The 12794-nt window shown below is 33.5% G+C and carries 10 protein-coding genes and 1 pseudogene; 7 read left to right on the top strand and 4 right to left on the bottom strand.

The features are described 5' to 3' along the window. From EAG11_RS01085 to EAG11_RS01060, 6 genes and pseudogenes are all read left to right on the top strand, one after another. Positions 1 to 882: an SDR family oxidoreductase gene (locus EAG11_RS01085; protein ID WP_164998639.1), complete on the top strand. Its 882-nt coding sequence runs from the start codon at positions 1 to 3 to the stop codon at positions 880 to 882. 200 nt (positions 883 to 1082) lie between these two features. Next, the gene (udk, locus tag EAG11_RS01080) at positions 1083 to 1691 is read left to right on the top strand and encodes a uridine kinase (protein ID WP_129537488.1); all 609 of its coding nucleotides are present in this window, start codon (positions 1083 to 1085) and stop codon (positions 1689 to 1691) included. Between the two features lie 111 nt (positions 1692 to 1802). Continuing rightward, entirely contained in the window at positions 1803 to 2126 is a 324-nt protein-coding gene (locus EAG11_RS01075; protein ID WP_129537487.1) for a septum formation initiator family protein, read from the top strand. Positions 2127 to 2150: 24 nt separating this feature from the next. Further along, positions 2151 to 3520: pseudogene (locus EAG11_RS01070) on the top strand (methylmalonyl-CoA mutase subunit beta). Between the two features lie 39 nt (positions 3521 to 3559). Continuing rightward, positions 3560 to 5698, top strand: a complete 2139-nt coding sequence (scpA, locus tag EAG11_RS01065; protein ID WP_164998638.1) for a methylmalonyl-CoA mutase — start codon at positions 3560 to 3562, stop codon at positions 5696 to 5698. A 249-nt stretch (positions 5699 to 5947) separates the two neighbouring features. Continuing rightward, positions 5948 to 7384, top strand: coding sequence for a sodium:alanine symporter family protein (locus EAG11_RS01060; protein ID WP_129537486.1), 1437 nt, complete (start codon positions 5948 to 5950; stop codon positions 7382 to 7384). Positions 7385 to 7592: 208 nt separating this feature from the next. Here EAG11_RS01060 and EAG11_RS01055 read toward each other — a convergent pair whose 3' ends face one another. From EAG11_RS01055 to dapF, 4 genes are all read right to left on the bottom strand, one after another. After that, positions 7593 to 8237: a peptidoglycan-binding protein LysM gene (locus tag EAG11_RS01055; RefSeq protein ID WP_129541004.1), complete on the bottom strand. Its 645-nt coding sequence runs from the start codon at positions 8235 to 8237 to the stop codon at positions 7593 to 7595. Between the two features lie 507 nt (positions 8238 to 8744). Beyond that, a complete protein-coding gene (gene mltG, locus EAG11_RS01050) occupies positions 8745 to 9785 on the bottom strand; it encodes an endolytic transglycosylase MltG (protein WP_129537485.1) in 1041 nt (346 codons plus the stop codon). A gap of 56 nt (positions 9786 to 9841) precedes the next feature. Then, positions 9842 to 10375, bottom strand: coding sequence for a GNAT family N-acetyltransferase (locus EAG11_RS01045; protein ID WP_129537484.1), 534 nt, complete (start codon positions 10373 to 10375; stop codon positions 9842 to 9844). Between the two features lie 55 nt (positions 10376 to 10430). Next, a complete protein-coding gene (gene dapF / locus EAG11_RS01040; RefSeq protein ID WP_129537483.1) occupies positions 10431 to 11213 on the bottom strand; it encodes a diaminopimelate epimerase in 783 nt (260 codons plus the stop codon). Positions 11214 to 11369: 156 nt separating this feature from the next. On the opposite strand from dapF, the gene EAG11_RS01035 reads away from it, so the two are divergent. Further along, positions 11370 to 12776, top strand: coding sequence for a trypsin-like peptidase domain-containing protein (locus EAG11_RS01035; RefSeq protein WP_129537482.1), 1407 nt, complete (start codon positions 11370 to 11372; stop codon positions 12774 to 12776). Positions 12777 to 12794: the final 18 nt, after the last annotated feature.

Here is a 12794-nt window from a genome sequence, read left to right as displayed (position 1 = left end):
ATGAGTTATACAGATAAAATGTTAAGAGACGATGCCTTGCAAGGCAAAGTAATAGTGGTAACCGGTGGAGGAAGTGGCCTAGGAAAAGCAATGACCAAATACTTTTTAGAATTAGGTGCAAAAGTAGCTATCACGTCGAGAGATTTAGAAAAACTAAAAAACACAGCAACAGAACTTGAGGCACAAACTGGTGGAACCTGCCTGCCCTTGCAATGTGATGTACGTCATTATGAAGAAGTAGAAAACATGCTACAAGAAGTTTTAAAAGCTTTTGGCAAAGTAGATGTTTTACTAAACAACGCTGCTGGAAATTTCATTTCACCAACCGAAAGATTATCTGCTAATGCTTTTGACACTGTTATCGATATCGTATTAAAAGGTTCTAAAAACTGTACTCTTGCTTTTGGAAAACACTGGATCGACACCAAACAAACAGCTGCAACGGTTTTAAATATTGTAACTACTTATGCTTGGACAGGTTCAGCTTATGTGGTACCAAGTGCAACTGCAAAAGCAGGTGTTCTTGCCATGACGAGAAGTCTTGCCGTTGAGTGGGCAAAATACGGAATACGCACTAATGCAATTGCTCCAGGTCCATTCCCAACAAAAGGAGCTTGGGACAGATTACTTCCTGGAGATCTGGCAGAAAAATTTGACATGTCAAAGAAAGTGCCATTGAAGCGTGTAGGAGATCACCAAGAATTAGCCAATTTAGCAGCCTATTTAGTTTCTGATTTCTCAGCCTATGTAAATGGTGAAGTAATTGTTATTGATGGTGGAGAATGGTTAAAAGGTGCTGGACAATTTAATTTATTAGAAGCAATTCCTGAAGAACTTTGGGATCAGCTTGAAATGATGATAAAGGCAAAGAAAAACAAATAATAAGTGCTTACTAAAGTCAGGTATTTAAACAAATTACTGATTGCACAAAAGGCTTCAATTACACTGTAATTGAAGCCTTTTATTTTTATAAAATCCATCAAAAAACAAGATAAAAACTATATGCAATTTTAAAAATTTTATCTAATGACAAATCCGTATTAATTATTATTTTTGCCGCTTCAAATTATAACAACATTTTTATGCTCATTATTGGAATTGCAGGCGGAACAGGAAGCGGGAAAACAACCGTAGTACATCAAATCATGAATGAATTACCTCATGCTGAAGTGGGCGTAATCTCTCAGGATTCGTATTACAAAGAAAATAAAAATCTATCTTTTGATGAAAGAGCTCTAATTAATTTTGATCATCCACGTGCGATAGATTTCGATTTATTAGTAAGCCATTTAAAAGACCTTAAAGAAGGAAAAACTATCGACCAGCCTGTTTATTCTTTTATAACTCATAACAGAACCGACGATACAATTAGCACACACCCAAGAAAAGTAATGATTGTAGAAGGAATCTTAATTCTTACAAACCCAGAACTTAGAGATCTTTTTGACATTAAAGTATACGTTCATGCCGATTCAGACGAAAGACTTATCAGACGTTTAAAGCGTGATATCGCAGAACGTGGACGTGATTTAGACGAAGTTTTAACACGCTACCAAAACACGTTAAAACCTATGCATGAGCAATTTATAGAACCTACTAAAGCTTTTGCAGACATCATAATTCCAAACGACAAATACAACACTGTAGCAATAGATGTAGTTCGTGCAGTAATTACGCAACGTATTCTATAATTTTATTGTAAATTTATTGCATTAATGATTAGGAGCTAATCCCGTTTTCGCCTTTATCTTTGTTCGTTCCTCACAAAGGATATCGACTCTACCGGGGCTAAAAAATAAAAAATGAAAAATCCATATAAAGACAAATCTTGGTTTAAATTCCTAAGCAACAAATACGTTTGGGTCTTATTGTTTTTTATAATCTGGATGGTTTTTTTAGATAACTACTCCTATTTTGACCATCGCTTTCTCGATAATCAAATAAATGAGTTACAAGACAATAAAACCTATTATCAAGAAGAAATAAAAAAAGATCAGGAACAAATAAAAGAACTTAAAAACCCTGAGCAGATTGAGAAATATGCTAGAGAAAAGTACTTTATGAAAAAAGATAGTGAAGACATTTACATCATCGAATTTGAAGGTGACACTATCAAAAAAAAATAAACTCAGAATTATAAAAAGATAAAAATGGCTACTCCCCTTTTCGATAATTTTAGTCCTGTATCATCCAAACAGTGGAAACAACAAATACAATTTGAATTGGATGGTGCCGATTATAACGAAACCCTGATTTGGAATTCACCAGAAGACATTCAGGTAAAACCATTTTATCATAATGATGAAGATATAAAGCCTGTTGAGATAACAACTAAAGCAACTGATTTTAAAATATGCCAGAACATTTTTGTTCATGACCTTTTAAAATCAGTTGAAAGGGCTTTAGATTCTTTAAAAAGAGGAGCCGAAAGCCTACGCTTTACGATTGAGGACGACTCCATTGATGTGGAAAAATTATTCCAAAATTTAACGTTAGAAAATAAAAACGTTTACTTCAATTTGAATTTCATCTCAATCGATTTCGTTAAAAGATTAAATACAATCTCGAAACAAAAAAAAGCCACTTTTTATTATACTATTGATCCAATTGGGCAATTGGCAAAAGATGGCAATTGGTTTTCATTTACAACCAAACAAAAGAACAATTTTGAAACACTTGAAATTCTTTCAAAAGAAATTCCAAATGCGTCATTAATAAGTATAAATTCAGGTTTATATCAAAATGCTGGTGCCAATATGGTGCAACAAATTGCTTATAGTGTTGCCCATGCCAACGAATATTTTAATAGAATCCCTTCAATAAATGGAACGATTGTATTAGAAATATCTGTGGGTACTAATTACTTTTTGAAATAGCAAAACTTCGTGCTTTGCGATTGCTTTTTAATTTAGTTGCAACTGAATACAATCCGAATCTAGAATGTCATTTATTAGTTTCACCAACAAAGCGAAATAAAACCTTGTATGATTACAATGTAAATATGCTACGTACCACAACCGAATGCATGTCGGCAATAATTGGTGGTGCTGATGCAATTGCTAATTTACCATACGACGCTTTATATCACAAAGACAATGAATTTGGAGATCGAATTGCTCGTAATCAGCTATTGATTCTTAAAAATGAAAGTTATTTTGACAAAGTCAATAACCCTGCCGACGGAAGTTATTATATCGAAAGTCTTACTAAGCAACTTGCTGAAAAAGCATTAACGCTTTTTAAAGAAATCGAGACCAATGGTGGTTTCTTAAAACTTTTGACCGAAGGAACCATCAAAAGAAGAATTCAGGAAAGTGCAGATAAGGAACAAGAATTATTTGACACAAAGAAAGAAATATTGCTCGGAACAAATAAATACCCGAACAAAGACGACAAAATGAAACATGATCTAGAACTCTTTCCTTTTGTAAAAATAAAACCTAGAAAGACATTAATTACACCAATAATAGAAAAACGGTTGTCTGAGAAATTAGAACAGGAACGTTTAGCTCTTGAATAATTCAATTTTAAAGTAACAACCCATACAAAAAGTGTTTCAATGATACGAAAAGACCTCAACCATATCAAGCTAGATGTCAAAAGTGAGAAGTTAGACGTTGTTTCTAAGAACCAACAACCAGCTAAAAACTTTGAAACTGCCGAGGGTATAGATTTAAAAGCAACTTATACCGAACAAGATCTTGAAAATATAGAGCATATTGGTTTTGGTGCTGGATTTGCTCCAAATTTAAGAGGCCCTTATGCAACTATGTATGTTAGACGGCCTTGGACAATTAGACAATATGCAGGTTTCTCGACTGCCGAAGAAAGCAATGCTTTTTACAGACGTAATCTAGCTGCTGGTCAAAAAGGATTATCGATTGCTTTTGACTTGCCTACACATCGTGGCTACGACTCAGATCACGAACGTGTTGTGGGTGATGTTGGAAAAGCTGGAGTTGCAATTGATACAGTCGAAGACATGAAAGTCTTATTCGATCAAATTCCACTTGAAGAAATGTCAGTTTCCATGACAATGAATGGCGCCGTTTTACCAATTATGGCTTTTTATATTGTGGCTGCCGAAGAGCAAGGTGTTCCTCCAGTAAAACTTTCAGGAACAATACAAAATGATATCTTAAAGGAATTTATGGTGCGTAACACTTATATTTACCCACCAACTCCTTCGATGAAAATCATTGCTGATATCTTTGAATATACAAGCAAAAAAATGCCAAAATTCAACTCGATTTCTATTTCAGGATATCATATGCAAGAAGCAGGCGCAACAGCTGATATTGAATTAGCTTACACTCTTGCTGACGGATTAGAATACATCAGAACTGGATTAGCAACCGGAATGTCTATAGATGAGTTTGCGCCACGATTGTCTTTTTTCTGGGCAATAGGAATGAATCACTTTATGGAAATTGCCAAAATGCGCGCTGGAAGAATGATTTGGGCTAAATTGGTCCAGCAATTTAATCCCAAAAGCGAAAAATCTTTAGCATTAAGAACACATTGTCAAACTAGCGGATGGAGTCTAACTGAGCAAGATCCATTTAACAATGTGGCACGTACTTGTATTGAAGCCACTGCAGCAGCTTTTGGTGGAACACAATCTTTACACACAAATGCACTTGATGAGGCCATAGCCTTACCAACCGATTTTTCGGCTAGGATTGCCCGTAATACACAAATCTTCTTGCAGGAAGAAACCAAAATAACAAAAACTGCTGACCCTTGGGCGGGTAGTTATTACGTAGAAAGCTTAACAAATGAGATAGTTACCAACGCATGGAAACTTATTGAAGAAGTAGAAGAGCTAGGCGGAATGACCAAAGCCATCGAAGCTGGAATTCCAAAATTACGAATAGAAGAAGCTGCGGCAAGAAAACAAGCCCGAATAGACAGCGGACAAGATATAATTGTTGGTGTTAATAAATACCGACTAGAAAAAGAAGATCCTTTACAGATTCTTGATGTCGACAATCAAATGGTTCGAAAACAACAAGTTGCCCAACTCGACCATATTAAAGCCACGAGAGATCCTGAAAAAGTAAAAGTAATACTCGAAAAATTAATCCATTGTGCAAAAACTGGCGACGGAAATTTACTTGAAATAGCTATTGATGCCGCTAGAAGTCGTGCCACATTAGGCGAAATTAGTGATGCATTAGAAACTGTTTTTGGCAGATACAAAGCACAAATTAAATCCTTTAGTGGCGTGTACAGTGCAGCAATAAAAGACGACAAAAGCTTCGAGAAAGCAAAACAATTGGCCGACACTTTTGCAAAACAAGAAGGTCGTCGCCCAAGAATTATGATTGCCAAAATGGGGCAAGACGGACATGACAGAGGTGCAAAAGTAGTTGCAACTGGTTATGCCGATGTAGGTTTTGATGTAGACATTGGTCCGCTTTTCCAAACCCCCGCAGAGGCAGCCAAGCAAGCTGTAGAAAATGATGTTCATATTCTAGGTGTTTCTTCACTTGCTGCAGGACACAAAACGCTAGTGCCACAGGTTATTGAAGAACTTAAAAAACATGGCCGCGAAGATATTATGGTGATTGTGGGTGGCGTAATCCCTGCACAGGATTATCAATATTTATTTGATGCTGGCGCAGTTGCTGTTTTTGGTCCTGGAACAAAAATTAGTGAAGCCGCAATAACAATTCTAGAAATCTTAATTGATTAAAAACTAAAACCTGCAAATACTTGCAGGTTTTTTTATACTTACCTAGCATTCAATCCTCTTTATATAAAAAATATTTTTCTTTTATCCTTACAAAAAAACAAACCACTTACAAACCAGTTACTTACAAAACAAAACGCATCAAAACACATCAAAATACCAAAAACAATCCCTAAATAAACAAATAACAGCAGTCGTCATCGGTTTCTTTTTTCTATTTTAGCAATTACCTTAATATCTAAATTATCGAAAATGGAACTATTTATAGAAAAAGTTTACAATCTTATTTGGAATGATGCTCTAATATTTCTTTGTCTGATAACAGGAATATATTTCAGTATTCGTTTTAAATTTCCTCAGATTTTATATCTCAAGCAAATGATTAAACTCTTATTTAACAATAGTTCCTCTGATAAAGGTATCTCTTCATTTCAAGCTTTTTCTCTTGCTATTTCTGGCCGAGTAGGAACAGGTAATATCGCAGGAGTTGCCACAGCAATAGCAATGGGTGGTCCAGGAGCTATTTTTTGGATGTGGACTATTGCATTCTTAGGGAGTGCTTCGGCAATTGTAGAAGCTACACTTGGACAAATGTATAAAGAGGAAAAAAATGGACAATATAGAGGAGGCCCTGCTTTTTACATATTAAAAGGACTAAATAATAAAGTATTTGCATGGGTTTTTGCTATTGTAACAATAATAAGCACTGGTTTTTTATTACCTAGCGTTCAAAGTAACAGTATTTCTGTTGCAGTAAAATCTGCATTTGACATTCCTCTATATCAAACAGGTATAGGGCTAGTATTATTACTCGGTGTCATCATAATTGGTGGAGTAAAAAGAATCAGTAAAGTAGCAGAATATGTAGTTCCCTTTATGGCAGGATCCTATATTATCATGTCTTTAATTATAATTGCACTAAACATAACTAAAATACCAGAAGTATTTTCACTTATCTTCAATTCTGCTTTTAGCTTTGACGCAACATTTGGAGGAATTGTAGGTTTAGCAATCTCTTGGGGTGTAAAAAGGGGAATATATAGCAACGAAGCAGGTCAAGGAACTGCACCACATGCGGCAGCGGCAGCGGAAGTATCTCACCCTGTAAAACAAGGTCTAGTTCAAGGATTTTCTGTATATGTAGATACTTTATTTGTTTGCACAGCTACTGCCTTAATGATTATTTTTACAGGACAATACAATGTAGTTAATCCTAAAGGAGGATTTCTTGTAGAGAATATCCCCAATGTAGAAATGGGACCTGAGTATACTCAATTTGCAGTCTCTCAGCACTTCCCTCTTATAGGTAGTGGTTTTGTGGCTATTGCACTTACTTTCTTTGCCTTTACAACTATTATGGCTTATTATTATATTGCAGAAAGCAATGTTAGCTTTGTAATGCGTAAAAATAAAAGTACATTATTGATATGGTCTTTAAGAATATTTATTTTATTCTCAACTTTTATTGGCTGTATAGCTACAGCAAAAACAGCTTGGGTACTTGGTGATATCGGCGTAGGCTTAATGGCTTGGCTTAATATTGTTGCTATCATACTATTACACAAAAAAGTAGTCGTACTTTTCAAAGATTACAACAAGCAGATTAAAGCCGGAATTGACCCTGTCTTTGATAACAGTAAATATAATTTTCCAAATATGGATATTTGGAACAAAAAATCTGAAAAATAAAACACAAAGAAATATACCGCTTAATTTATTGACACTTCCAATATACTTACAGGTTTCTCTCTTGGTAACACATCATTATCAAGTACTTGTACAAACCAGCAACAAAAATAAAATTAAGATTCTATAAAATAAAAAGCCCTTGCAAAAAAATACAAGGGCTTTATTTGTAACTGATTAGTATAAACTAATCGTTATTTATTTTAACGAATTATATTGAATGTACCGTAGCATCATTATCTGCTTCGACTGAAGATACATTATATCCTCCAAAAGCTTTCATATAACTTCTTATAGACGTTCCATAAGCATCTCTGAAATACTTTTTCCCATTATGCTTAAAAAAGTTTTTAACAGAACCAGCACCTCCTAAATGGGCTGCTGCCAATATCCCTGATTCGGTAATATAAATTCCGCTTACTAGCTTTCCTTCATATTTTTCGATTTCTTTTCTTAATATCCATTTGTTTTTTGACAACAAAGCAAGGAATGCTTTTTCTTGTAACGCAGGATTTTTCAGGAATGCTTCCTCATTTCGAACTCCAATTGCACGTAAGGCTTGGGTTCCGAATTGATATTTTCCCATATAGCCAAGTGTATTTACTTTTCTGTATTTGCCTTGAGATTCTTTTAAAGCGATTGCTTCTTTGAAACCGATTAGGTGGTTTCCGGTGAAAGGAATACTGTCTGCGACAGGGTAATCTTTCTTCTCTTTAGATGGTAATAAGTATTCTGTTCCATCTGTATTTTCTGTAAGAAACCAAGGTTTGGCGTCTAATTTAAAGGGCTTAAAACCCGTGCTTAAAAAAGCAATTATAACTGTTAACGTTGTGTAAAAATACCATTTCTTTATCATAGATTGTTTTTCTTTTGAACGCTGTCCCATTCAAAAATTTCTGCCTGCAAAGATACAACAAATTTTACAAAGCTATAAATCAACTAGTTAAACTTTTCTAAAATCACAAAATATCCGCCTTAAACCCCTAGTTAGAAGAACGTTCCAAAAAATATTTTTAATTCATAATACTGCTAAAAGCCAATAAAAACGTTTTCGTAAAAAGTAATTTTCCTTCAATTTTTGTAAGAAAAGCGTCGAGAGATAGACAAACCTGAAAACAATAATTAAATACTTAACATTGAAAGAAATGTCATTTTTTTCTATATTTTCAATAAAAACAAGTCAAGTATCTTGCTAAAGCCAAACTCTATTATTCAAGTAAATTTGATCAATTCTATAAACAAATATTACGTTTCAATAATTCACAAAAAAAATGCTGAAGTTTTATAGCTCCAGCATCTTTTATATTTTTAAATTGTATCTAAAATCCTGTCTAGATAAAATTGATATTTTTATTCTTAAAAACTATCTTACCACTCCTTGGCTGTTAATCCAATCTGAATATTTTTTTGCATTTACATTGTGTTGCGCTAAAGTAGAAGCAAACTCATGATAGCCAAAACGGTCTACACTTGCACAAAAATAGATGTAATCATTTTTTTCAGGATTCAAGACTGCTTCTAATGCTGTTATATCTGGCATAGCAATTGGTCCTGGAGGAAGTCCTGTATTCATATATGTATTATATGGAGAAGACATAGTTAAGTCTTTATAGAAAACTCTTTTTATTACTTGGTCAAAATTGTCTGTTTTCTTTTTAATTGCATAAATAACCGTTGGATCTGCTTGTAATGGCATTTCTAAACGCAATCTGTTTAAGTAAACCCCTGCAATTCTTGGTCTCTCGTCCTTTTTTACTGATTCTTTATGCACAATTGAAGCTAAAATAGTAGCTTCTACAGGTGTTAATCCCTGTGCTTTGGCTTTTGCAATTCGTTCATCTGTCCAAAAATTATGATATTCTTTGATCATTTTATCACGAAACTTCAATGCCGAAGTATTCCAATACACTTCATAAGTATTCGGAATAAACATTGCAAATACATTTTCTTCGTTAAAACCATTTTCTTTCAAAAACTCAGGATCTTTAAAAGCTGTTAACAAAGACAAGCTATCTGCTTCAATTTGAGAACCAATACGTCCTGCAAAATTCTCCAAACGTTCTTGATTATTAAACGCTAATTTAACTGGAACATTTGAACGCATTGCTCTTACCAAATCCATGTTGTTCATATCTTTGGTCAATAAAAAACGTCCTGGTTTTACATTTTCAGGATAATTTCTTTTATTGGCAACCATTTCAAAATTACTTAAGTCCTTTACATAAGGCTCTAATAACTTTTTGACATCGTCATAATTAGATCCTGTAGGCACATATACATATACCTCTTTCTCTGAAAATTTAGTATTAGCACTAAAAATCTGGTTTATTAAAATGAATCCATAAACCATCAAAACCGAAATTACAATAACGGCACTTATCGTTATAATTTTCTTTATATTCATATGGGGTTGCATTATTTGCTAGTATTTCTAAAATTATAACCTAAAACTAAACTTTTTTAAAACTTCTTATTAATTAACTGAAACATTGCTTCGTCTTGGTATACACCATTAACCAAAAGCCAATCTTTTTTAGTTCCAATTTTTTCAAAGCCAAATTTAGTAAAAAGTGCATTACTTGGTTCGTTTTTAACACCAATATTTGCATATAATTGATGCAAATTAAGATGATAAAAAGAATACCTAATTAATAACTCTAAAGCCTCTGAACCAATATTTTGATTCCTCTTTTCATTATCTTGAATTACAATTCCAATGCCTGCCCTATTATTTTTAGGATCAAAATCAAATAAATCAACCAAACCAATAGCAGGGAAATCTTGCTCTTGACAAATTGCCAGCCTTAATTGCTTAGCTTCATATATATCCTGATGTGCATTTTCTAGATATTGTTTTATCAAAAACCGGCTATAAGGGGTTTGAGTATTACTTACTTCCCAAATTCTAAGATCGTTTTCGACAGCATAAATAAACTCCAAATCATTGGGCTCTAATGCTCGTATATAAATAGTATCTCCTTTTAATGTTATCATTTGATGCTTTTAGTTAGCCTTAAATTTTGCCAGGCTAATAATTAGATCACAATATCTATATTTCTATTGTTCCTTTAAATACAAATTCAGCAGGTCCTTTAAGAAAAACGTTTGTAAAATGTTCTCCCATTTTTTCAAAAGAAACCACTAATTTACCTCCTTCAACATTTAAGTTGATATCAGTTTCGTTTGTCTCGCCTATTGCATTCATTGCTATTGCCACTGCTGTAGCTCCAGTTCCACAGGCAAGAGTTTCATCTTCTACTCCTCTTTCATAAGTACGTAATGAAAATGTTTTATCATCTATTTTTTTTACAAAATTGATATTACTTCCCGGTTTACCATACAAATTGCCATATCGGATAGCTGCACCTTTTTCTTTAACGTTATAATGTTCCAAATCATCAACTAGTTGCACATGGTGAGGAGAACCTGTATTTAAGAAAGTGTGATCTTCAAATTTATTTACAGTATCAACATCAATCATTTGCAATGAAACAATCGAATCTGGTGCTATTGTAGCATGATGTAAACCATCTGTAGCTATAAAAGTAGTTTCATTTTCGATTACATGAAGTTTTTTAGCAAATGCAACCAAACATCTCCCGCCGTTACCACACATAGAACTTTGGTTTCCATCAGCATTATAATATACCATTCTGAAATCGGTTTCAGAATCATTTTCTAACAAAATAAGTCCATCTGCACCAATTCCAAATCTTCTATGGCACAACTGTTCAATTAATTTTGTATCTTTCTTTGGGAAAAATTCTGAACGATTATCAATCATTACAAAATCATTTCCAGTTCCCTGATATTTATAAAATTCTACTTGCATTATTGTTGAATTATTCTTGAATTATTCTTGAATTATTAACTACAAAAGTACGAACTATTAATGAAATGTTAATCATTGTTAAAGAGAGTTAAACCACTTTACTTCACTTTTTTTTTGATATAAATTTACAATAGATAACCTAAATACTAATCAACTATGAAACGATTCTCAACCTTATTTTTAGTGTCTTTATTAAGCGGAGCTACTACACTTGGTGCTTACAAGTTATTATTTGATAACAACGGCTCCCTTTTTGGTGAAAAAAACTCAATTGTAACTGTCGCACCAAATTCTTACTCTAAACAAGTTGGATTAGGATTACCTATCGAAACAGTTGATTTTACTGCCGCCGCAGACAAAACTATTCATACTGTGGTACACGTAAAAAATGTAGCTCGTAGAACAGTAACTAATCCGATGTTGGAATATTTTTATGGTTATGGTGGTCAACAATTACAAGAACAAGTAGGTACAGGTTCTGGGGTAATTATTTCTCAAGATGGCTATATCGTAACTAACAATCACGTAATTAAAGGAGCAACTGAAATTGAAATTACTTTAAATAATAAAAAATCGTATCCTGCTAAATTAATAGGAACCGATTCTAAAATGGATATTGCTTTATTAAAGATTAATCCTGACGAAAAATTACCGTATACTATATTCGCAGATTCTGATGCAGTAAAAGTTGGTGAATGGGTATTGGCAGTTGGTAATCCGTACAACCTAAACTCTACAGTAACTGCTGGAATTATTTCGGCAAAAGCTAGAAATTTAGGCACAAATGGCATTCAGTCATTTATTCAGACTGATGCTGCTGTAAACCCGGGTAATAGTGGTGGTGCGCTGGTGAATACAAAAGGAGAATTAGTTGGAATCAATACTATGATCTCATCTACAACAGGTTCTTACGTAGGATATTCATTTGCAGTTCCGTCTAATATTACTAAAAAAATCATCGAAGACTTTATGCAATTTGGTAATGTTCAAAGAGGTATTCTTGGTGTTGAAGGAGGAGAACTTAATAACGCCGCTTCTAAAGAGCTAGGTATTGCTCAAACAGAAGGCTTCTACGTTAGCAAAGTGACTAAAAATTCTGGTGCCGAAAAATCGGGTCTTCAAAAAGGAGATATCATTGTAAAACTTGACAATCATGACATCTCTACTTTTGCGGATCTTTCTGGATACATCAATACAAAAAGACCAAATGATAAAGTTCAGGTAACTTTTATTCGTGACGGAAAAAACAAAGTAGTTCCAGTTATTTTAAGTAAAAACGAATTTTTTAGTACTGAATTCAAAGGAATCGAATTAGAAAATATCGATGCCAATGATAAAAAAAAATTCCGCATCAATTACGGGGTAAAAATTAAAGCCCTTACAAATGAAAATTTGCAACAATATAATGATGAATTAAAAGGCAACATTATTTTAAGTATTGATAACATAAAAGCAACAGATATTGAAACGGTTTCAAAAGTTTTGAATAAAAAAGACGAAAACCAAAGTGTCCGAATTGAAATGATAAATAAAAACGGAGAGGTTATTCGAGTTATCATCTAATTCTTATTATTTCCAAAA

The sequence above is a fragment of the Flavobacterium sp. 140616W15 genome, from assembly GCF_003668995.1.
Taxonomy (GTDB): Bacteria; Bacteroidota; Bacteroidia; order Flavobacteriales; family Flavobacteriaceae; genus Flavobacterium.
Note: the sequence above shows the minus strand (reverse complement) of the source record. Positions and strands in the feature narration are given on the sequence as shown.

What these genes read in the sequence shown, in the direction of transcription:
- EAG11_RS01085 (WP_164998639.1), top strand. Translation starts at nt 1, where the DNA reads ATGAGTTATACAGATAAAATGTTAAGAGACGATGCCTTGCAAGGCAAA.
- udk (WP_129537488.1), top strand. Translation starts at nt 1,083, where the DNA reads ATGCTCATTATTGGAATTGCAGGCGGAACAGGAAGCGGGAAAACAACC.
- EAG11_RS01075 (WP_129537487.1), top strand. Translation starts at nt 1,803, where the DNA reads ATGAAAAATCCATATAAAGACAAATCTTGGTTTAAATTCCTAAGCAAC.
- scpA (WP_164998638.1), top strand. Translation starts at nt 3,560, where the DNA reads ATGATACGAAAAGACCTCAACCATATCAAGCTAGATGTCAAAAGTGAG.
- EAG11_RS01060 (WP_129537486.1), top strand. Translation starts at nt 5,948, where the DNA reads ATGGAACTATTTATAGAAAAAGTTTACAATCTTATTTGGAATGATGCT.
- EAG11_RS01055 (WP_129541004.1), bottom strand. Translation starts at nt 8,237, where the DNA reads ATGATAAAGAAATGGTATTTTTACACAACGTTAACAGTTATAATTGCT.
- mltG (WP_129537485.1), bottom strand. Translation starts at nt 9,785, where the DNA reads ATGAATATAAAGAAAATTATAACGATAAGTGCCGTTATTGTAATTTCG.
- EAG11_RS01045 (WP_129537484.1), bottom strand. Translation starts at nt 10,375, where the DNA reads ATGATAACATTAAAAGGAGATACTATTTATATACGAGCATTAGAGCCC.
- dapF (WP_129537483.1), bottom strand. Translation starts at nt 11,213, where the DNA reads ATGCAAGTAGAATTTTATAAATATCAGGGAACTGGAAATGATTTTGTA.
- EAG11_RS01035 (WP_129537482.1), top strand. Translation starts at nt 11,370, where the DNA reads ATGAAACGATTCTCAACCTTATTTTTAGTGTCTTTATTAAGCGGAGCT.